Annotated in this window: 19 protein-coding genes; 5 read left to right on the top strand and 14 right to left on the bottom strand. The window is 59.8% G+C overall.

The features are described 5' to 3' along the window. Positions 1-158 precede the first annotated feature (158 nt). Entirely contained in the window at positions 159-791 is a 633-nt protein-coding gene (gene rlmE / locus LQ215_RS13480) for a 23S rRNA (uridine(2552)-2'-O)-methyltransferase RlmE (RefSeq protein ID WP_003177853.1), read from the bottom strand. 105 nt (positions 792-896) lie between these two features. On the opposite strand from rlmE, the gene LQ215_RS13475 reads away from it, so the two are divergent. Beyond that, complete coding sequence (locus LQ215_RS13475; RefSeq protein ID WP_003197704.1) at positions 897-1205, top strand: YhbY family RNA-binding protein; 309 nt, start codon at positions 897-899, stop codon at positions 1203-1205. Positions 1206-1215: 10 nt separating this feature from the next. On the opposite strand, the gene LQ215_RS13470 is transcribed toward LQ215_RS13475, so the two are convergent. From LQ215_RS13470 to grpE, 8 genes are all read right to left on the bottom strand, one after another. Continuing rightward, positions 1216-1620 (bottom strand): MFS transporter, encoded by a 405-nt coding sequence (locus tag LQ215_RS13470; protein ID WP_230150450.1) that lies wholly within the window; start codon positions 1618-1620, stop codon positions 1216-1218. 28 nt (positions 1621-1648) lie between these two features. Then, entirely contained in the window at positions 1649-2125 is a 477-nt protein-coding gene (gene greA / locus LQ215_RS13465) for a transcription elongation factor GreA (RefSeq protein WP_027911987.1), read from the bottom strand. A gap of 2 nt (positions 2126-2127) precedes the next feature. After that, a complete protein-coding gene (gene carB, locus LQ215_RS13460) occupies positions 2128-5349 on the bottom strand; it encodes a carbamoyl-phosphate synthase large subunit (RefSeq protein ID WP_230150448.1) in 3222 nt (1073 codons plus the stop codon). A 105-nt stretch (positions 5350-5454) separates the two neighbouring features. Continuing rightward, positions 5455-6591 carry a glutamine-hydrolyzing carbamoyl-phosphate synthase small subunit gene (gene carA / locus LQ215_RS13455; protein WP_230150446.1) on the bottom strand — a complete coding sequence of 379 codons (1137 nt, stop codon included), beginning with the start codon at positions 6589-6591 and terminating at the stop codon, positions 5455-5457. 255 nt (positions 6592-6846) lie between these two features. Further along, positions 6847-7653 carry a 4-hydroxy-tetrahydrodipicolinate reductase gene (gene dapB, locus LQ215_RS13450; protein ID WP_230150445.1) on the bottom strand — a complete coding sequence of 269 codons (807 nt, stop codon included), beginning with the start codon at positions 7651-7653 and terminating at the stop codon, positions 6847-6849. A 9-nt stretch (positions 7654-7662) separates the two neighbouring features. Further along, entirely contained in the window at positions 7663-8787 is a 1125-nt protein-coding gene (dnaJ, locus tag LQ215_RS13445) for a molecular chaperone DnaJ (RefSeq protein WP_003197693.1), read from the bottom strand. Between the two features lie 323 nt (positions 8788-9110). Continuing rightward, positions 9111-11027 carry a molecular chaperone DnaK gene (dnaK, locus tag LQ215_RS13440; RefSeq protein WP_014336568.1) on the bottom strand — a complete coding sequence of 639 codons (1917 nt, stop codon included), beginning with the start codon at positions 11025-11027 and terminating at the stop codon, positions 9111-9113. A gap of 101 nt (positions 11028-11128) precedes the next feature. After that, positions 11129-11695, bottom strand: a complete 567-nt coding sequence (grpE, locus tag LQ215_RS13435) for a nucleotide exchange factor GrpE (protein WP_013692249.1) — start codon at positions 11693-11695, stop codon at positions 11129-11131. Between the two features lie 240 nt (positions 11696-11935). On the opposite strand from grpE, the gene recN reads away from it, so the two are divergent. After that, on the top strand, positions 11936-13609 hold the full coding sequence (gene recN, locus LQ215_RS13430) for a DNA repair protein RecN (protein WP_230150443.1): 1674 nt from the start codon (positions 11936-11938) through the stop codon (positions 13607-13609). Between the two features lie 75 nt (positions 13610-13684). On the opposite strand, the gene fur is transcribed toward recN, so the two are convergent. Then, a complete protein-coding gene (gene fur / locus LQ215_RS13425; RefSeq protein ID WP_230150441.1) occupies positions 13685-14089 on the bottom strand; it encodes a ferric iron uptake transcriptional regulator in 405 nt (134 codons plus the stop codon). A 97-nt stretch (positions 14090-14186) separates the two neighbouring features. Between fur and LQ215_RS13420 the strand changes: the two genes are divergently transcribed. Beyond that, a complete protein-coding gene (locus LQ215_RS13420; protein ID WP_230150438.1) occupies positions 14187-14714 on the top strand; it encodes an outer membrane protein assembly factor BamE in 528 nt (175 codons plus the stop codon). Positions 14715-14773: 59 nt separating this feature from the next. On the opposite strand, the gene LQ215_RS13415 is transcribed toward LQ215_RS13420, so the two are convergent. Genes LQ215_RS13415 through LQ215_RS13405 form a run of 3 tightly spaced genes read right to left on the bottom strand, consistent with a single transcriptional unit; the run spans position 14774 to position 16927 of the window. Further along, on the bottom strand, positions 14774-15076 hold the full coding sequence (locus LQ215_RS13415) for an RnfH family protein (protein WP_230150436.1): 303 nt from the start codon (positions 15074-15076) through the stop codon (positions 14774-14776). Beyond that, complete coding sequence (locus LQ215_RS13410) at positions 15073-15516, bottom strand: type II toxin-antitoxin system RatA family toxin (protein WP_003197666.1); 444 nt, start codon at positions 15514-15516, stop codon at positions 15073-15075. Before LQ215_RS13410 ends, LQ215_RS13415 begins: the two co-directional genes overlap by 4 nt. A gap of 7 nt (positions 15517-15523) precedes the next feature. Further along, complete coding sequence (locus tag LQ215_RS13405) at positions 15524-16927, bottom strand: sodium-dependent transporter (RefSeq protein ID WP_230150425.1); 1404 nt, start codon at positions 16925-16927, stop codon at positions 15524-15526. Between the two features lie 117 nt (positions 16928-17044). Between LQ215_RS13405 and smpB the strand changes: the two genes are divergently transcribed. After that, a complete protein-coding gene (smpB, locus tag LQ215_RS13400) occupies positions 17045-17527 on the top strand; it encodes an SsrA-binding protein SmpB (protein WP_025211771.1) in 483 nt (160 codons plus the stop codon). Positions 17528-17640: 113 nt separating this feature from the next. Here the strand turns inward: smpB and LQ215_RS13395 are convergent, their stop codons facing one another. Then, positions 17641-18408, bottom strand: coding sequence for an FCD domain-containing protein (locus LQ215_RS13395; protein WP_230150424.1), 768 nt, complete (start codon positions 18406-18408; stop codon positions 17641-17643). A gap of 262 nt (positions 18409-18670) precedes the next feature. Here LQ215_RS13395 and LQ215_RS13390 point away from each other — a divergent pair, with 262 nt between their 5' ends. Continuing rightward, positions 18671-20365 (top strand): lactate permease LctP family transporter, encoded by a 1695-nt coding sequence (locus tag LQ215_RS13390; RefSeq protein WP_060743082.1) that lies wholly within the window; start codon positions 18671-18673, stop codon positions 20363-20365. Positions 20366-20502 lie beyond the last annotated feature (137 nt).

Raw genomic sequence — 20502 nt, 5'->3', positions numbered from 1 at the left:
CGCGCGCTTCGCATGATATTCACCGGCCTAACTTACTACATTACCTACGACTCTGGCAGGCGCCGTCTGTAACCCTTTGTGAAACACTTTCTACACAATATTCGCTAATGCTCACGGGACGAAATACGAAAAACCTATCGCCCCGGTCGAAAAACCTCTTATTCCTCACTGCGACCACGGAAACCACGGCCCAGCAGGTACTGCTCACGGGAGCGATCACGCGAAGATTTCGGCTTGCGCGTCGTGACCTTCTCGAACTGCTTGCGCACGCTCTTGTGGTATTCGTCGAAGCCTTCACCCTGGAAGACCTTGATCAAAAAATCACCACCTGGTTTCAACACCCGAGTCGCAAGATCCAGTGCCAACTCGCACAGGAACATCGATCGCGGCATATCAACAGATGCCAATCCACTCATATTGGGGGCCATATCGGAAATCACAAGGTCCACCTCGTTTTTTCCAACCGCTTCAAGGATCTGCGCCAGTACGGCGTCCTCGGTAAAGTCGCCCTGAATGAAGGTCACATCCGGGATGCTGTCCATTTCCAGGATATCGGAAGCGATCAGCGTGCCTTGCCCACCAATCAGACGACTGGTCACTTGGGACCAGCCACCCGGGGCGGCGCCCAAGTCGATCACGCTCATGCCTGGACGGATCAAACGGTCCCTTTCCTGAATCTCCAGCAGCTTGTAGCTGGCACGGGAACGATACCCGTCTTTTTGCGCCATTTTCACGAATGGGTCGTTGAAATGCTCTTGCAGCCATTTAAGACTTGTCTTGGAACGGGCCACGGGCCACCTCAAAAATAAAACGGGTCGTGATTAAGTGGGCGGTCCCGGACTTGCTCGGGTAAACTGGCCGCCGCTTTTTACAAGATCAGACGCAGGGGTCAGATTATGCCGCTCACTCAAGAGCAGAAGAAACAATACAAATCCATTGGCCACCATCTGAAACCGGTTTTGACTGTGGCTGACAACGGCTTGACTGAAGGTGTACTCGCCGAGCTGGAACGCGCCTTGAGCGATCACGAGCTGATCAAGATCAAGCTCAACATCCTCGACCGCGAAGCCCGCCTGGCTGCCGTTGCCGAACTTTGCAAGACCGGCAAGGCCGACCTGGTGCAGGTCATCGGCAAGATGGCGCTGATTTATCGCAAGAACTTCAGCGTCAACAAGCAACTGTCGAACGTTCACCGCTTCAAGTGATGTCAAAGGGTCAAGGGTGTGCCTCGCACACCCTGCCGCTCCACCCGGGAACCGGTTGCAACACCAGCACCAATCCGGAAAAACCCAGCACCAGGTAACTGAATGCCTGCCACTGGCTCGCATCCGGCCAGCCGAGACGCACCGCAAAGAACATCCCGCACGCGTACAGCGACATGAGCAACAATTGCCCACGAATGTCACGCCATAGACTGGCAAGGCCCTCGGCCTGAACCAGCACTAAAGCCTGAAACAACACGCACGCTGCGGAAAAACCCACCAGCAGCGCCGTCAGCATGCCTGCGATTTCATCGATGAGCAGCGGTGCCAGTCCGACTCGCCCCAGCACCGGCAGTAAACCGACGTGCAACAACCAGACGCCGCCCACCCACAACATCTGGGTGAGCTGCCAGATCATGGCGCCCGCTCGCAGCGGGCGCCTTCGTTCAGATGTGACGGACTTCGACAATCTCATACTCAATGACACCACCAGGCGTCTTCACCACCACCACATCGCCCTCTTCCTTGGCAATCAAGGCGCGAGCGATGGGCGAACCAACGGAGATCTTGCCGAGCTTGATATCTGCCTCATCCTCACCAACGATCTGGTAAGTGACGCTTTCATCGGTCTCGACGTTGGCGATTTCCACAGTAGTGCCAAAGATCACCTTGCCGGTGTGCGGAATCGTCGTGACATCGATGATCACCGCATTCTGCATGCGCCCTTCGATATCACGGACACGCGCCTCGACCATCCCCTGCTCCTCTCGGGCAGCGTGGTATTCGGCGTTTTCCTTGAGATCGCCCAGCTCACGCGCTTCACCAATCGCCTGGCTCAAGCGCGGGCGCTCGACCTTGGTCAGGAAAGCGTGTTCTTCTTCCAGGGCCTTCGCGCCCTGAACAGTCATCGGGTACTTGGTTATGCTCATGCCTTCAATCCTGCATGTAGATCCTGCAAGCGACGCACGGTCTTCTCGGGACCGAACTTGAGCGCTTCGCAGATCGCTTCGCCCGCAGCAATGGTCGTGGTGCAGTAGATCTTGTGCTGCAGCGCATTGCGACGAATGGAGTAGGAATCGGCGATCGACTGACGACCTTCGGTGGTGTTGATGATCAGCGTGACTTCGTCATTCTTGATCATGTCGACCACGTGCGGACGCCCTTCGGTCACCTTGTTCACGCGGCGCACTTTCAGGCCTGCCGCTTCGATCAGCTTGGCAGTACCGGCAGTGGCGACCACTTCGAAGCCCAAGTTGATCAGATCACGGGCTACGCCTGCAACCAGTGGCTTGTCGTCATCACGCACGCTGATGAACGCCGTGCCGCCGGTCGGCAACACTTCGCTGGCGCCCATCTGGGCCTTGGCGAAGGCTTCACCGAAGGTATCGCCCACACCCATCACTTCACCGGTGGACTTCATCTCAGGGCCGAGGATCGGGTCGACGCCAGGGAACTTGGCGAACGGGAACACCGCCTCTTTCACGCTGTAGAAGTTCGGAATGATTTCCTTGGTGAAATTCAGTTCCTTCAGGGTTTTGCCAGCCATGACCCGGGCAGCGATCATCGCCAGGGAAACACCGATGCACTTGGAGACGAACGGTACGGTCCGGGAAGCGCGCGGGTTGACTTCGATGACGTAGATGTCTTCGCCCTGCAGGGCCAGCTGGACGTTCATCAGGCCGATAACGCCCAGTTCCAGGGCCATTTTCTTGACCTGCTCGCGCATCTCGTCCTGGATGTGCGCCGGCAGCGAGTAAGGCGGCAGCGAGCAAGCGGAGTCACCGGAGTGAACGCCCGCTTGTTCGATGTGCTGCATGATCGCGCCAATCACCACGTCCTTGCCGTCGCTGACCGCGTCCACGTCCATTTCGATGGCGCAGTTGAGGAAGTGATCCAGCAGCACCGGGCTGTCGTTGGAGACCTGGACCGCTTCACGCAGGTAGCGCTTGAGCTCGTCTTCTTGGTAGACGATTTCCATCGCACGGCCGCCCAGTACATAGGACGGACGCACCACCAGCGGGTAACCGATCTTGGCGGCGGCACGAATCGCTTCGTCTTCGCTGCGCACGGTGGCGTTTGGCGGCTGGCGCAGGTTCAGGCGCTCGACCATCTGCTGGAAGCGCTCACGGTCTTCGGCGCGGTCGATCGCATCCGGGCTGGTGCCGATGATCGGTACGCCGGCGGCTTCAAGGGCACGCGCCAGTTTCAGCGGAGTCTGGCCGCCGTACTGGACGATCACGCCTTTGGGCTTCTCGACGCGGACGATTTCCAGCACGTCTTCCAGGGTCACTGGCTCGAAATACAGGCGATCGGAGGTGTCGTAGTCGGTGGACACGGTTTCCGGGTTGCAGTTGACCATGATGGTCTCGTAACCGTCGTCGCGCAGGGCCAGTGCCGCGTGTACGCAGCAGTAGTCGAACTCGATGCCCTGGCCGATCCGGTTAGGACCGCCACCCAGGATCATGATCTTGTCGCGAGTCGATGGTGCGGCTTCGCACTCTTCTTCGTACGTGGAGTACAGGTAGGCGGTGTCGGTGGCGAACTCGGCGGCACAGGTGTCGACGCGCTTGTAGACCGGGAACACTTCCAGCTTGTGGCGATGCGCGCGCAGGCTCTTCTCGGTCACACCCAGCAGCTTGGCTAGGCGCATGTCGGAGAAGCCTTTGCGCTTGAGGCGGAACATGGTGTCGCGGTCGATGCTGGACATGCCCAGGGTCTTGACCTTCTCTTCTTCCTTGATCAGATCTTCGATCTGCACCAGGAACCAAGGGTCGATCATGTTCATGCCGAAGATCTGCTCGACGGTCATGCCGGCACGGAAGGCATCGGCCACGTACCAGATACGCTCGGCGCCCGGCACGGTCAGCTCGCGCTTGAGCACGCTCATGCTTTCCGGGTCGGCCAGGTCCAGCTTCGGATCGAGACCGCAGACGCCCACTTCCAGGCCGCGAAGGGCTTTCTGCAGGGACTCCTGGAAGGTCCGGCCGATGGCCATGACTTCACCGACCGACTTCATTTGAGTGGTCAGACGGGCATCGGCCTTGGCGAACTTCTCGAAGGCAAAGCGTGGCAGCTTGGTGACGACGTAGTCGATGGACGGCTCGAAGGACGCCGGGGTCTTGCCGCCGGTGATGTCGTTCGACAGCTCGTCCAGGGTGTAGCCCACGGCCAGCTTGGCAGCGACCTTGGCAATCGGGAAACCGGTGGCCTTGGAAGCCAGGGCCGACGAACGGGATACCCGCGGGTTCATCTCGATGACCACCATGCGACCGGTGTTCGGGCAGATGCCGAACTGGACGTTGGAGCCGCCGGTTTCCACACCGATCTCACGCAGGACCGCCAGGGAGGCGTTACGCAGGATCTGGTATTCCTTGTCGGTCAGGGTCTGGGCGGGTGCGACGGTGATCGAGTCACCGGTGTGCACGCCCATCGGGTCGAAGTTTTCGATGGAGCAGACGATGATGCAGTTGTCCTTTTTGTCGCGGACAACTTCCATTTCATATTCTTTCCAGCCGATCAGGGATTCGTCGATCAGCAGTTCCTTGGTCGGCGACAAGTCGAGACCACGGTCGCAGATTTCTTCGAACTCTTCACGGTTGTAGGCGATGCCGCCACCGGTGCCGCCCATGGTGAAGGACGGACGGATGATGCACGGGAAGCCGAGGCGTTCCAGGACGGCGTTTGCCTCTTCCATGCTGTGGGCGATGCCCGAGCGTGGGCAGTCCAGGCCGATGGATTTCATCGCCTTGTCGAAGCGCGAACGGTCTTCGGCCTTGTCGATGGTGTCGGCGTTGGCACCGATCATTTCCACGCCGAACTTCTCCAGGACGCCTTCGCGCTCCAGGTCCAGCGCGCAGTTCAGCGCGGTCTGGCCGCCCATGGTCGGCAGCAGCGCGTCCGGACGCTCCTTCTCGATGATCTTGGCAACGGTCTGCCACTTGATCGGCTCGATGTAGGTGGCGTCGGCCATGGCCGGGTCGGTCATGATGGTGGCCGGGTTGGAGTTCACCAGGATGACGCGGTAGCCCTCTTCGCGCAGGGCTTTACAGGCCTGGGCGCCGGAGTAGTCGAATTCGCAGGCCTGGCCGATCACGATCGGGCCAGCGCCGAGAATCAGGATGCTTTTTATGTCTGTACGTTTTGGCATGGGTTTGTCACTCAAATCCGCAGGTCAGTCGGCTAGGCCGTCGAACAATCTTTGAAGCGCCCGAAGGGGCCACCGCGCTCGGGGCCGCCCTCGGGCTTCTCGCGGTCAGCGTCGCTTGGCCATCTCGTTGATGAAGCGATCGAACAGCGGAGCCACATCGTTCGGGCCCGGGCTGGCTTCAGGGTGGCCCTGGAAGCTGAACGCGCTCTTGTCGGTACGCTCGATACCTTGCAGCGTGCCGTCGAACAGCGACTTGTGAATCGCGCGCACGTTGGCCGGCAGGGTGGCTTCGTCCACCGCAAAACCGTGGTTCTGGCTGGTGATCATTACCACGCCGGTATCCAGGTCCTGCACGGGGTGGTTGGCACCGTGGTGGCCGTGGCCCATCTTCAAGGTCTTGGCGCCCGAAGCGAGGGCCAACAGCTGGTGACCCAGGCAGATGCCGAATACCGGGATCTCGGTTTCCAGCACGTCCTTGATCGCCTGGATCGCGTAGTCGCAAGGCTCAGGGTCACCCGGGCCGTTGGACAGGAACACGCCGTCGGGCTTGAGGGCCAGGACGTCGGCAGCCGGGGTTTGGGCCGGCACCACGGTGACGCGGCAACCACGCTCGACCAGCATGCGCAGGATGTTCAACTTGACGCCGTAGTCGTAGGCCACCACGTGGTAAGGCAGCTCGGAAGCCTCGATCGTCGCGTGACTGTCGGTCTTCAGGTCCCAGACCGTGGAGCGCCACTCGTACTGTTTCTTGGTGCTGACGACTTTCGCCAGGTCCATGCCCTTGAGGCCTGGGAAGCCCTGGGCAGCGGCGATGGCGGCTTCTTCGCAAATGTTGTCGCCGGCCATGATGCAGCCGTTTTGCGCGCCTTTTTCCCGAAGGATGCGGGTCAGGCGACGGGTGTCGATACCGGCGATCGCCACGACGTTGTTGGCTTTCAGGTAATCGGACAGGGACATCGTGCTACGCCAGTTGCTCGCTACCAGCGGCAAGTCACGGATGACCAGGCCGGCGGACCAGACACGATCAGACTCGGCATCTTCCGGCGTGGTGCCGGTGTTGCCGATGTGCGGGTAAGTCAGGGTAACGATTTGTTGGGCGTAGGAAGGATCGGTAAGAATTTCCTGATAGCCGGTCATTGCGGTGTTAAACACCACCTCACCAACGGTCTGACCGTCGGCTCCAATGGCTTCGCCGCGAAAAATGCTGCCATCAGCAAGGGCGAGTATGGCTGGCTTAGTCAAGAAGACCTCCCGTAAATAAAGCCTGAAAGGGCGATCGCAGGTTGTAAAAAAGCGGAGTGACGTATGGACACGTCACCCCGCTTCTTCACTGAATTATTCTGCGCGCTTTTAGTGGACACACTAAAGCTGTAGCTTACAGAAAAAGGCTTTTTTGGTCCACCGCTAATGAGCCTTAAAGGCAGGGGAATGCGACAGGCCGTCGCGAAGCGGTGTAATACGGGGCTCAGTATAACCCGAACCCCGCACTGAAGGGCATCAACGCAGGTCGAGAACGTCCTGCATGTCGTACAAACCAGGCTCGCGGCCATCCAACCACAGCGCGGCACGTACAGCACCCTTGGCGAACGTCATCCGGCTCGACGCCTTGTGGGTGATCTCCAGGCGCTCGCCTTCAGTGGCGAACAGCACGGTGTGGTCGCCCACCACATCACCGCCGCGCACCGTGGCAAAACCGATGGTGCTGCGCTCACGCGCACCGGTGTGCCCCTGGCGCCCATACACGGCCACTTCCTGCAGATCGCGACCCAGTGCATCGGCAATCACCTCACCCATGCGCAAGGCGGTTCCCGAAGGCGCGTCGATCTTGTGCCGGTGATGCGCCTCGATGATTTCGATATCCGCATCGTCACCCAAGACCCTGGCCGCCATGTCCAGCAGCTTCAACGACAGGTTCACGCCCACGCTGAAGTTCGCGGCGAACACGATCGCAATGTCCTTGCCCGCATCGGCCAGCAACTGCTTTTGCGCAGCGTCCAGCCCCGTCGTGCCGATCACCATGGCCTTGCCGTGCTTGCGGCAGATCGCGAGGTTTTTCAGCATCACTTCGGGCAAGGTGAAATCGATCAGCACATCGAACTCGTCGAGCACTTTCTCCAGGCCGCCGGACATCGGCACACCGATACGCCCCAGCGAGGCCAACTCGCCCGCATCCGCGCCTACCAGCGTGCTGTCGGGCCGAACGATGGCCGCCGTCAGGCCGGAGAGCGGCGAGCGTTGCTGCACCGCCTCTACCAGCGCCTTGCCCATGCGCCCCGCAGCGCCCATCACAGCTATACGTCGCATGCGAACTCCTTACAGGTCGCCGAAGAAGCGCTTCACGCCTTCGAACCAACCGGTGGTTTTCGGGGAGTGGCTGTTGTCATCCGCCAGCGAGTTGCGGAACTCTTCCAACAGTTCACGCTGACGCCGACCCAGGTTGACCGGAGTCTCCACCGCCACGCGGCACATCAGGTCACCCGCACCACCGCCACGCACTGGCGCGACGCCTTTGCCACGAATCCGGAACTGCTTGCCGGTCTGCGTGCCCTCGGGGATTTTCAGCTTGACGCGACCGTCGAGGGTCGGGATCTCAAGCTCGCCACCCAAGGCCGCATCGACGAAGCTGATCGGCACTTCGCAGAACAGATGCTTGCCGTCGCGCTGGAAAATCGCATGCTCGCGCACGTTGATAACCACATACAGGTCGCCGGTCGGGCCGCCCTGGGCACCCGCCTCGCCTTCGCCGGACAGGCGAATGCGGTCACCGGTGTCGACACCCGCCGGCACTTTGACCGACAGCGTCTTGTATTCTTCGACACGCCCTTCGCCGTGGCAAGAGTCGCACGGATCGGAAATGATCTTGCCTTGGCCATGGCAACGCGGGCAGGTCTGCTGCACCGAGAAGAAGCCCTGCTGCATGCGGACCTGGCCGATGCCGCCGCAGGTTGGGCATGTCACGGGCGAGGAGCCTTTCTTGGCACCCGAACCATCGCATGGCTTGCAATTGACCAGCGTTGGAACGCGGATATTGACGGTAGTCCCGCGCACCGCCTCTTCCAGGTTCAACTCCAGGGTGTAGCGCAGGTCGCTGCCACGCTGGGCGCCGCCACGGGCACCGCCGCGACCGCCACCGAAGAAATCGCTGAACACATCACCGAAAATATCGGAGAAGTTCTGGCCGCCGAAACCGGCACCGCCGCCACCCATGCTTGGGTCGACGCCGGCATGACCGTACTGGTCGTAAGCCGCGCGCTTGCTCGAATCGGACAGCACTTCGTAGGCCTCGTTGGCCTCCTTGAACATCTCTTCCGACGCTTTGTCACCGGGATTACGGTCCGGGTGGTGCTTCATCGCCAGGCGACGATAGGCCTTTTTCAGGTCTGCCTCGCTGGCCCCCCGCTCGACACCCAATACTTCGTAAAAGTCACGCTTTGCCATTAGTCTTTGCACTCTTATAGGACGTCCGGCAAACCTCTCCTGAACCTTGCCAAACTCGTTGAGCCCCAATACAGGCCCGGACCCAACTCACGTCGATTCAACGATCCTGGTCTTTAAATATTTCAGCCAGGGACCCGGCCAAAACGCGGTGTATGTCGTTCGGAAAGCAGGAGCATTCCCGATCACACCGCCAGCATCCGAGCGTTGTCGCATGCTGTAAAAATTCATTGGCTCCAGACACGCCAACGCGGGAGCAAGCTCCCGCGCGGCGACATCCTACCAGCCACCGCACAAATGCAGTCAACCGGCCGACCAACAAGCGATTACTTGTGGTCTTTCACTTCTTCGAACTCGGCGTCAACGACGTCGTCGGCTTTCTCGGCCGATTCGCCCTGCGCAGCCGCGCCTTCTGCAGGCTGAGCCTGTTCGGCGTACATCTTCTGAGCCACTGGCGCGGAGACCTTGGACAGCTCCTCGATCTTCGCCTCGATGGCCGCCTTGTCGTCGCCTTTGACGGCAGCTTCCAGGGCAACCACGGCCGCTTCGATGGCGGTTTTCTCTTCCGCGGTCACTTTTTCGCCAGCATCAGCGATCATTTTGCGAGTCGAGTGCACCAAGGCATCGCCCTGGTTGCGAGCGCTGGCCAGCTCTTCGAACTTGCGGTCTTCCTCGGCATTGACTTCAGCATCGCGAACCATCTGCTGAATTTCTTCCTCGGACAGACCGGAGTTGGCCTTGATCACGATCGACTGGGTCTTGCCGGTGGCCTTGTCTTTCGCGCCGACGTGCAGGATGCCGTTGGCGTCGATGTCGAAGGTCACTTCGATTTGTGGCACGCCACGTGGTGCTGGTGGAATCTCGGCCAGGTCGAACTTGCCCAGGGACTTGTTCTGTGCGGCTTGCTTACGCTCACCTTGCAGTACGTGAATAGTCACTGCGCCCTGGTTGTCATCGGCCGTCGAGAACACTTGCGATTTCTTGGTAGGAATCGTGGTGTTTTTCTCGATCAGCGCGGTCATTACGCCGCCCATGGTTTCGATACCCAGGGTCAGCGGGCTGACGTCGAGCAGCAGAACGTCTTTCACGTCACCAGCCAATACCGCGCCCTGGATAGCAGCACCCATGGCAACAGCTTCGTCAGGGTTGACGTCTTTACGTGCTTCTTTACCGAAGAAATCGGTGACCAGCTTCTGAACCAGTGGCATACGGGTCTGACCGCCCACCAGGATCACGTCGTTGATCGAACCAACGTCGATACCGGCGTCTTTCATGGCGATGCGGCAAGGTTCGATGGTGCGCTGAACCAGGTCTTCCACCAGCGCTTCGAGCTTGGCGCGGGAGATTTTCACGTTCAAGTGCTTAGGACCGGTGGCGTCTGCAGTGATGTACGGCAGGTTCACGTCGGTCGACTGGCTCGAGGACAGTTCGATCTTGGCTTTTTCAGCGGCTTCTTTCAGGCGCTGCATGGCCAGCGGGTCACCCTTGAGGTTCATGCCGCTTTCTTTCTTGAACTCATCGACGAGATAGTCGATCAGGCGGATGTCGAAGTCTTCACCACCGAGGAACGTGTCACCGTTGGTTGCCAGCACTTCGAACTGGTGCTCGCCGTCAACTTCAGCGATCTCGATCACGGAAACGTCGAAGGTACCGCCACCCAGGTCATAAACGATCACGGTGTGATCGCCCTTGGCCTTGTCCATACCGTAGGCCAGAGCGGCCGCAGTCGGTTCGTTGATGATACGTTTTACGTCCAGGCCCGCGATGCGGCCGGCGTCTTTGGTCGCCTGGCGCTGGCTGTCGTTGAAATAGGCAGGAACAGTAATGACCGCCTCAGTCACCGCTTCGCCGAGGTAGTCTTCGGCGGTTTTCTTCATTTTCTTGAGGATTTCAGCCGAGATCTGTGGCGGCGCCATTTTCTGGCCGTTCACTTCAACCCAGGCGTCGCCGTTGTCAGCCTTGGCGATCTTGTAAGGCACCATCTTGATGTCTTTCTGGACGACTTCTTCGTCGAACTTGCGACCGATCAGACGCTTCACCGCGTACAGGGTGTTATGCGGATTGGTCACTGCCTGACGCTTGGCCGACTGGCCAACCAGAATCTCGCCATCATTGGCGTAAGCGATGATCGACGGCGTGGTACGCGCGCCTTCAGCGTTTTCGATGACTTTGGCCTTGCCGTTTTCCAGCACGGAGACGCACGAGTTGGTGGTCCCCAGGTCGATACCGATAATCTTGCCCATGTTAACTCTCCCGGAACTTGGATTTTGTTGCCGCAGCAGTGGTGGCTAACTGCGGTAGCACTTAAACGCTTGACTTATAGATGGGGCCGCTACGACCGATTTCAAGCCTGCTCATCAATAGAAGGCGAAACCGGCGCTGGCGTCTTGCTGACCACGACCATGGCCGGGCGCAGCAGGCGACCATTGAGCAGGTAGCCCTTCTGGAAAACCTTCAGCACGCTGTTTGGCTCGACGTCGGCACTTTCCTGCATCGCCATGGCCTGGTGATGCTCGGCGTTGAAGGGTTCGCCGTGCGGATCAAGGGTTTCGAGCTGATAACGCTTGAGGGTGTCCTGGAACATCTTCAGCGTCAGCTCGATGCCTTCACGCATCGGACGGATGTTCTCGTCATCCGGGTTGGACAGCTCCAGGCCACGCTCCAGGCTGTCGATGATCGGCAGCAGGTCGCCGGCGAAACGCTCCAGGGCGAATTTATGAGCCTTCTCTACATCTTGCTCGGCGCGACGGCGGACATTCTGCAGGTCGGCTGCTACACGCAACGCCTGATCCTGCGCACCGGCCAGTTGCTCCTCGAGCACTTGTACACGCGCCGCCAGGTCTTCACCGGAATCCTGGGAAGCCTGATTGGCGTCTAGATTTTGCGTGTCCTGCGTCTGTTCGTCAGCCATAGATTTCTCCTCTCAACTTCGTCCGCGAGCTCAACTCGCGCTTCTGCCCGGTATATGGGGTCGGGTTTTGCAGCTTCAAGGGCCATCCGACGAATTAACCTTACAAAAAACAGCTGCATAACCATTCCCCCCAGCGCTAAGAAAATCCTTTATCCAAGCAAATCGAGCTAAGCGAGGGCATTGTCAGGCCGAAACAAAACACTGTATAAATAACCAGACCTAAAGCCTGGGAGCGGCCTTATGCTGGTGCACCTGTCCGTACACAACTACGCCATCGTCGAACACCTCGACCTCGAACTCGATCGAGGCATGAGTGTGATCACCGGTGAAACCGGCGCAGGCAAGTCGATCATGCTCGATGCCCTGGGCCTGACGCTGGGCGACCGCGCCGACAGTGGCGTGGTACGCCCCGGAGCGGACAAGGCCGACATCCTGGCGACCTTCGACCTGGTCGACATTCCCGAGGCCAGCGCCTGGCTGGCCGAACGCGACCTGGACACCGACGGCCTGTGCATCCTGCGCCGCGTCATCACCGCCGAAGGCCGCTCCCGAGGCTACATCAACGGCACGCCCTGCCCCCTGGGCGACCTCAAGGCCCTCGGCGAGCTGCTGATCGACATTCACAGCCAGCATGAACACCAATCCCTGCTCAAGACCGACACCCATCGCCGCTTGCTGGATGAATACGCCGGCGCCACCGACCTGGCCCGACAGGTCCAACTGGCGGCCCAACGCTGGCGCCAGACCCGCCAGGAACTGGATCGACTCTCCAATTCCGGCGACGAACAACGTGCCCGTCACCAGTTATTGAGCTACCAGCTCGAAGAACTCGAGAACCTGGCCCTGGGTGAAAATGAACTGGAAGAACTGGAGCAGGAACACAAGAACCTGACCAACGCCGAAACCCTGCTGAGTATTTGCCGGCAAGTGGTCGAACAATGCAGCGAGAGCGATTCAGGCAATGTGCTCAATGCACTGACCGCGAGCTTGAATCGACTCTCCAGCGTGAACAATTCGGTGGGCGCCCTGAACGAGGCGACCAACCTGCTGACCAGCGCGCAGATCCAGGTCGAAGAAGCCGTCGGTGAGCTGAACCGGTTCCTCGATCATTTCGATGCCGACCCGGCTCGCCTGCAGTACCTGGAAGAGCGTCTGGACACCATCTATACACTGGCGCGCAAGCATCGCATCCAACCGACCGATGTTGCCGAACTCCAGCAGCGCCTGCTGGAAGAACTGGAAACCCTGAACGCCAACGATGAATCCATCGAACGCCTCGGGGATGAACTGGCCTCTTATGCCCGTCATTATCAGGAGAAGGCCAAGGAACTCAGTGAACTGCGGCAGCACGCCGCAACAGGGCTGGCCAGCGCCGTGGAGCAGGAAATCCAGCGCTTGGGCATGCCCGGCGGGCGCTTCACCATCGAATTGCGCCCCAACGCCGGCGACGAGCTCCAACCCAATGGCCTGGAGCAAGTGGAACTGCTGGTCAGTGCCAACCCCGGGCAACCGCTCAAGGCCCTGGCCAAAGTCGCGTCCGGCGGTGAACTGTCACGGATCAGCCTGGCCATCCAGGTCATCACCGCGCAGACCTCTCGTGTACCGACGCTGGTATTCGACGAAGTGGACGTGGGCATCGGTGGCCCAACCGCGGAAATTGTCGGCCAATTGCTGCGCCGGCTGGGGGAGCGTGGCCAGGTGCTGACGGTGACTCACCTGCCCCAGGTCGCCGCCCAGGGACACCAGCACCTATTTGTGCACAAGGTACGCGGCGAGGATGCCACTCGTACTGCCGTGTCCAAGCTCAACAAAAACGAGCGCGTGGAAGAAGTGGCCCGGATGCTCGGAGGCATCGACCTGACCAAGGAGTCGCTGGCCCACGCGAAAAAAATGGTCGTCACCGTAAAAACCTGACAAAAGCCGCATAGCAAGAAGGCGACCCTAGGGTCGCCTTCTTTCGTTTGGGAGCTGTGGGCTCACACAACGAGCTTACTTCCTCTTGCGTACATGCAAGACGAGATGGTGATCGATCAGCTCGAAGCCATACTTTTCAGCAATTTCTTTTTGCAGTGCTTCGATTTCCGGACTGATGAACTCAATGACCTCACGGGTATCCACGTCCACCATGTGATCGTGGTGCTCCCCGTCAGCCAATTCAAAGACCGCATGACCGCCATCGAAATTATGACGAGCCACAAGACCCGCAGCCTCGAACTGAGTCAGGACACGGTAAACCGTGGCCAGACCAACGTCCTCGCCAGCCTCCATAAGCGCCTTGTAGACGTCTTCGGCACTCATATGACGCTGCTCGGCGGAATCGAGCATTTGTAGAATCTTGACCCGTGGCAGGGTCACTTTGAGGCCGGCTTTGCGTAGTTCGCTATTTTCAACCATGGTCAGCTTTCTCGCGATGCTGCTTCGCAGCTTCTCTTAATGCGGGTATGATCGGCGTTTACGTTGTCCCAGCCAAGATAGTGGAAGTCGCCCACCGATGCAAAACACCAAGCTCTTGCTAACCAGTTTCACCTTTGTGGGACTGCTCGCACTCGCCGGTTGTTCATTCCCCGGGGTTTACAAAATCGACATCCAGCAGGGCAATGTCGTCACGCAGGACATGATAGACCAGTTGCGCCCGGGAATGACCCGCCGGCAAGTACGGTTTATCATGGGTAACCCCCTGCTGACCGACACGTTCCATGCCGATCGCTGGGATTACCTGTACAGCTTGCAGCCAGGCGGCGGTGAGCGCCAACAGGAACGCATCAGCGTTATCTTTAGCCCCAATGACCAACTCGTCAGCCTGTCAGGCGATTTCATGCCGGGCGTGAGCCGTGACGAAGCCATCCTGGGCAAGGATAGCGACACCACCGTTACCGACCCGGCCCAGAATGCCGAAAAGCCGAAACCGGAGAAACCGGTCAAGCCAGGTTCGTTGCTGGACCAGATCCAGAAGGACGTGGACCAGGTCGAGACCGTACCCGTCCCGACGCCAGAGCCCCTGGATACCTCGCCGCAATAAATCGCGACATAAAAAAACCCGGCGTGCCGGGTTTTTTATTGCCTGTGATTCAAGCCAGGTCATGGCTCCGATTGGCGCGCCTGGGCAGCCTTGGCCGCGCGCAGTCGCCGAATCTCTTTCGGATCGGCCAGCAACGGGCGATAAATCTCCAGTCGATCAGCCGCCTGCACCACCTGGCGCTCTGGATCGGCGACCAGCTTGCCAAAAATCCCCACCGGGCAAGTCGCCAGATCCAGCTCTGGAAACACATCGGCAATGCCCGAAGCCACCAGCGCGGCGCGAACACTGACGCCTTCCTGCACGACGCAGGTGCGCAGGATTTGACGCTCCGCCGAGGCATACACCACTTCTATCTCAATCAACGCTTGAGCTCTGCATTCTGCTTGGCCCGCTGGCAGAACGCGTCGACCAGGGTATTGGCGGCCTGATTGAACAGCGGCCCCAGCGTCGCTCGCACCAGAGGGCCGGCGTAGTCGAACGACAGGTCCAGGCTGATCTTGCAGGCCTTTTCACCCAGAGGCTTGAACACCCAGACACCGTGGAGCTGGTTGAAAGGCCCTTCTTCCAGGTTCATCTCGATGGACTGTCCCGGCACCAACGTATTGCGCGTGACGAAGCGTTGGCTCAAACCGCTCTTGGCAATGTTGAGGCTGGCGCGCATGTGGGTTTCAGAACTCTCCAGCACCTCGGCCGACGAGCACCACGGCAAGAACTGCGGGTAGCTCGCCACGTCGTTGACCAGGTCGTACAGCGCCTGCGCCGGGTAGGGCAGCAAGGCCGAGCGTTGAATATGTGTCGTCATGTGAGCGTCACTTCCACAGCTGGGCGGCAAACACTACAAGAATGCCAATGGGCGCCACGTAGCGCATCAAGAACAGGCTCAAACCAAACAATACCGGGCTGCGCAGCGACAACTCATCACGCACCGCTTCACGTCCCATGATCCACCCTGCAAACACTACGAAACACAAACCACCCAATGGCAGCATGATCCGTGAGGTGAAGAAATCAATCACGCCGAAGAAATCCAGCCCTCCGGTTGCGCCCCACTGGTAGAGATGGAACAGCCCGTCTTCGTTCACGAAAAACTTCGCCTGCTTCCATATATTGAAGGAAAACACCGTCCCCAAACCGACAAACCAGCAGGTAAAGGCTAGCCAAAAGGTCACCCAGGCACGACTGAGCCGGGTCCGTTCAACCAGGTAAGCCACCATGGGCTCCAACAGGGAGATGGCCGAACTCCAGGCTGCGATGGCCACCAGAAGGAAAAACACCACGCCCATCACCTGGCCGAACGCCATGTTGCCAAATGCAAAAGGCAGGCTGACAAACATCAGCCCCGGCCCCTCACTGGGGTTCAGGCCGGCGGCGAACACAATCGGAAACAATGCCAACCCCGCCAACAGCGACACGAAGGTATCCAACAGCGCGACGCCGACAACGGTCCGGGTCAGGGAGGCATTCTTGGGCATGTAGGCGCCATAGATCATGATCGAGCCGACCCCGACGCTCAGGGAGAAAAACGCATGCCCCATGGCCGGCAGCAAGCCATCCAGGACTTTCTCCGGCTGGAAGTCGAACATGAAATGCACGCCTGCCATGAAATGCCCGGTAGTCATGCTGTAGCCCAGCAGCACCAGGATCATCACGAACAGCAACGGCATCATGATCCGCAGGCTGCGCTCAAGCCCGGCGACCACGCCCCGGGCAATCACCACCGCTGAAAGCACCATGAAAATCGTGTGCCAGAGGGTCAGCCTCCAAGGATCGGCAATCACATTGCCGAAGTAGGCGCCCACCTGATCAGGCGTCACACCCTGAAAATCCCCACGCCCCATGTCGATGATGTAGTCCAGGGACCAGCCGCCGACCACGCTATAGAAAGACAGGATCAACAGCGCCGTGATCATTCCGGCGAAGGCACCCCACGACCATTTGGGCGAGTGCCCCGCCGTCACGGCCAACACTTTCAAGGCATTGGCCGGGCTTTGCCGGGCCCGACGACCGATCAGGGTTTCGGCCAACATCACCGGCGCGCCGATCAGTGCAATGCACGCCAGGAACATCAGTACGAAGGCACCGCCACCGTAGACGCCAACCATGTAAGGGAATTTCCAGATACTGCCCAGTCCCACCGCGGAGCCGGTTGCAGCGAATATAAAGACCCACCGGCTAGCCCAACTGCCGTGGACAGAAACCTTGTCTGTCGACATCGTGATCACGCCCAAGCGTTAAAAAAGAGGCCGCATTGTCCGGGATTCACTCAACGTGCTCAAGCACGCAGCTTCACCGTAGCCGACACGCACGCAACTGCCTATAATGCCGCCCCTATGGCTAAACAGAAGAAACACCCCACAGGGACCATCGCGCAAAACAAAAAGGCGCGACACGATTACTTCATCGAACAGCGTTTCGAGGCTGGCATGGTCCTGGCCGGCTGGGAAGTAAAGAGCTTGCGTGCCGGCAAGGCACAACTGGTCGACAGCTACGTGCTGCTCAAGGACGGCGAGGCCTGGCTGCTGGGCAGCCATATCACGCCGCTGACCACCGCCAGCACCCACGTGATTGCCGACCCGACGCGTTCGCGCAAACTGCTGCTCAACAGACGCGAGCTGGAAAAGCTCTTCGCCTCCGTTCAGCAGAAGGGCTACGCCTGCGTCTGCACGTCGTTGTACTGGAGCAAGCATTTGATCAAGTGCGAGATTGCCCTGGGCAAGGGCAAGAAGGAGTACGACAAGCGCGATACCGAGCGCGAACGTGATGCCGGCCGCGAGCTGCAGCGCGCGGTGCGCAACAAGGGCAAGGAAGACTAGCCCGGGATCGACTGTGGGAGCCGAGCTTGCTCGCGATGACGATGACACATGCGACATTGATGTGTCAGACAGGCCGCCATCGCGAGCAGGCTCGCCCCCACAGGGTTCGTGCGCTACTTGCCTTTACGCCGCTCCGCCCGCGCCACGCGCTGCACTTCCTGACGCACCTCCTCCAGAACCTCCTGCACATACAAGATATGCCGGCTGGACACTTCCCGCGCCTGTTCCGCGTGCCCGCCCATGATGGCCTGGTACAACTCCCGGTGCTGGCTGATCAGCATGTCGCGGGTTTCACTGCGCTGCTTGTACATGCCGCCGATGTTGGTCACCACGTTGCGCTTGAGCAGGTCGAACAAGCCGCGGATGGTGTGCAGCAACACCGCGTTATGACTGGCCTCGGCGATCGCCAGGTGAAACCGGGCATCCGCCGCGCCCTCCTCCGCCCGGCTCACCTCGTCGTGGCGCGAGTAACAGTCCTGCAGCTCGTCGAAGGCCGCCGTCAGCCGCTCGCGATCTACATCCGTGGCCCGCTGCGCCGCGTAATAAGCACAGGACGCTTCCAAGGTGTGACGGAACTCCAGCAAGTCACGCTGCGCTTCGGGATTGCTTTCCAGAAGCTGCAGCAGCGGATCACTGAACGTCGAGCCCAGCGACTCCACCACATAGTTGCCGCCGCCCTGGCGACTGACCAACAAGCCTTTGGCCGCCAGTTTCTGGATTGCCTCGCGCAACGAAGGGCGTGACACACCGAACTGTTCGGCCAGGGTCCGTTCGGCCGGCAGCCGCTCACCGGACTTGAGCGTGCCCTCAAGGATCATGCCTTCAAGCCGCTCGACAATATCGTCAGACAAACGGCGCTGACGAATCTGATCAAACCCCATAACTCAATTCTCCACGATCCCGACGGCTCGCCGGGCTCTCTATTCTGGCCCATCCGGGTCTTGTCTACACCCATCAAAAGCCGTTTGCACCACCGGATCAGATGCCCTCTGCACCGCTCATTCGACGAAAGTTTCAGGGCGGCAAATTGACACATGACAGCCAAGGCTTTTACCCTAGCCAACAGCGATTGTAAATTGGTATTACCAATTAACCAAGACCGCTGGCAGTGCCTGACCAACAACAATTAGGGGCCCACCCATTATGCAAACCTGGCAACAGCTCTACAGTCCGCTCGGCAGCCTCGGCTTGTCCGCACTCGCGGCCGTTATTCCCATCGTATTTTTCTTCCTGGCCCTGGCGGTGTTTCGCCTCAAGGGGCATGTGGCCGGCAGCATCACCTTGGCGCTGGCGATTGCCGTGGCAATTTTCGCGTTCAATATGCCCGCTGACATGGCCTTTGCTGCCGCCGGCTATGGCTTTGCCTACGGCCTGTGGCCCATCGCCTGGATCATCGTCGCCGCCGTCTTCCTCTACAAACTGACGGTCAAGAGCGGCCAGTTCGAGGTGATTCGCAGTTCGGTGCTGTCGATTACCGATGACCAACGCCTGCAAGTGCTGTTGATCGGCTTTTGCTTCGGCGCATTCCTGGAAGGTGCCGCCGGTTTCGGTGCTCCGGTGGCGATCACTGCCGCCCTGCTGGTCGGCCTGGGCTTCAACCCCCTGTACGCCGCCGGCCTGTGCCTGATCGCCAACACCGCTCCGGTCGCGTTCGGCGCGCTGGGCATTCCGATCATCGTGGCCGGTCAGGTCACCGGGATCGACGCCTTCAAGATTGGCGCCATGACCGGTCGCCAGCTGCCACTGCTGTCGTTGTTCGTACCGTTCTGGCTGGTGTTCATGATGGACGGCCTGCGCGGCGTGCGGGAAACCTGGCCAGCAGCACTGGTGGCAGGCCTGAGCTTCGCCATCACCCAGTACTTCACCTCCAACTTCATTGGCCCGGAACTGCCGGACATCACCTCCGCCCTGGCCAGCCTGATTTCCCTGACGCTGTTCCTGAAAGTCTGGCAGCCCAAGCGCACCGCTGGCGCCCAGATTGCCGGCGCCACCTCCAGCGCAACGGTCACCGCCAGCGTCGGCGGTTTCGGCCAACCGCGCAGCACCGTGGCTTCGCCCTACAGCCTGGGGGAAATCATCAAGGCCTGGTCGCCGTTCCTGATCCTGACCGTATTGGTGACGATCTGGACCCTCAAGCCGTTCAAGGCGATGTTCGCCGCTGGCGGCTCGATGTATGGCTGGGTGTTCAACTTCGCCATCCCGCACCTGGACCAGATGGTGATCAAGGTCGCGCCCATCGTGATCAACCCCACTGCCATTCCGGCCGTGTTCAAGCTTGATCCGATCTCCGCCACCGGCACGGCGATTTTCTTCTCCGCATTGATCTCGATGCTGGTGCTGAAGATCAACATCAAAACTGGTCTTACCACTTTTAAAGAGACCCTTTTCGAGCTGCGCTGGCCGATCCTGTCCATCGGCATGGTGCTGGCATTCGCCTTCGTCACCAACTACTCGGGCATGTCGTCGACCATGGCCCTGGTGCTGGCCGGCACGGGCGCGGCGTTCCCGTTCTTCTCGCCGTTCCTGGGTTGGCTGGGGGTGTTCCTGACCGGTTCCGATACGTCGTCCAATGCGCTGTTCAGCTCGCTGCAAGCCACCACCGCGCACCAGATCGGCGTCAACGACACCTTGCTCGTCGCGGCCAACACCAGCGGCGGCGTGACCGGCAAAATGATCTCGCCACAATCGATCGCAGTGGCCTGCGCCGCGACCGGCCTGGTGGGCAAGGAATCGGATCTGTTCCGTTTCACCCTCAAACACAGCCTATTCTTTGCAACGATTGTCGGCCTGATCACGTTGGCCCAGGCCTACTGGTTTACCGGCATGCTGGTTCATTAAGTCCTACACGCAACACTGAAAAAACCGACGCCGAACCGTGATTCGGCGTCTGCTATTCACCACCGGGTCTGCAAGGCTGCTGAAAGATTTCTTGTCTATATTCAGCAGCCTCAGCAGACGGATAACCGGGACCACCC

It is taken from the genome of Pseudomonas brassicacearum (genome assembly GCF_918698105.1).
Classification (GTDB): domain Bacteria; phylum Pseudomonadota; class Gammaproteobacteria; order Pseudomonadales; family Pseudomonadaceae; genus Aquipseudomonas; species Aquipseudomonas brassicacearum_F.
This window is presented reverse-complemented; position numbering and strand designations above follow the sequence as displayed.

What these genes read in the sequence shown, in the direction of transcription:
- LQ215_RS13410 (WP_003197666.1), bottom strand. Translation starts at nt 15,516, where the DNA reads ATGACGACACATATTCAACGCTCGGCCTTGCTGCCCTACCCGGCGCAG.
- dapB (WP_230150445.1), bottom strand. Translation starts at nt 7,653, where the DNA reads ATGCGACGTATAGCTGTGATGGGCGCTGCGGGGCGCATGGGCAAGGCG.
- LQ215_RS13395 (WP_230150424.1), bottom strand. Translation starts at nt 18,408, where the DNA reads ATGGGGTTTGATCAGATTCGTCAGCGCCGTTTGTCTGACGATATTGTC.
- LQ215_RS13420 (WP_230150438.1), top strand. Translation starts at nt 14,187, where the DNA reads ATGCAAAACACCAAGCTCTTGCTAACCAGTTTCACCTTTGTGGGACTG.
- LQ215_RS13470 (WP_230150450.1), bottom strand. Translation starts at nt 1,620, where the DNA reads ATGATCTGGCAGCTCACCCAGATGTTGTGGGTGGGCGGCGTCTGGTTG.
- fur (WP_230150441.1), bottom strand. Translation starts at nt 14,089, where the DNA reads ATGGTTGAAAATAGCGAACTACGCAAAGCCGGCCTCAAAGTGACCCTG.
- smpB (WP_025211771.1), top strand. Translation starts at nt 17,045, where the DNA reads ATGGCTAAACAGAAGAAACACCCCACAGGGACCATCGCGCAAAACAAA.
- recN (WP_230150443.1), top strand. Translation starts at nt 11,936, where the DNA reads ATGCTGGTGCACCTGTCCGTACACAACTACGCCATCGTCGAACACCTC.
- carB (WP_230150448.1), bottom strand. Translation starts at nt 5,349, where the DNA reads ATGCCAAAACGTACAGACATAAAAAGCATCCTGATTCTCGGCGCTGGC.
- dnaJ (WP_003197693.1), bottom strand. Translation starts at nt 8,787, where the DNA reads ATGGCAAAGCGTGACTTTTACGAAGTATTGGGTGTCGAGCGGGGGGCC.
- LQ215_RS13405 (WP_230150425.1), bottom strand. Translation starts at nt 16,927, where the DNA reads ATGTCGACAGACAAGGTTTCTGTCCACGGCAGTTGGGCTAGCCGGTGG.
- LQ215_RS13475 (WP_003197704.1), top strand. Translation starts at nt 897, where the DNA reads ATGCCGCTCACTCAAGAGCAGAAGAAACAATACAAATCCATTGGCCAC.
- LQ215_RS13390 (WP_060743082.1), top strand. Translation starts at nt 18,671, where the DNA reads ATGCAAACCTGGCAACAGCTCTACAGTCCGCTCGGCAGCCTCGGCTTG.
- grpE (WP_013692249.1), bottom strand. Translation starts at nt 11,695, where the DNA reads ATGGCTGACGAACAGACGCAGGACACGCAAAATCTAGACGCCAATCAG.
- dnaK (WP_014336568.1), bottom strand. Translation starts at nt 11,027, where the DNA reads ATGGGCAAGATTATCGGTATCGACCTGGGGACCACCAACTCGTGCGTC.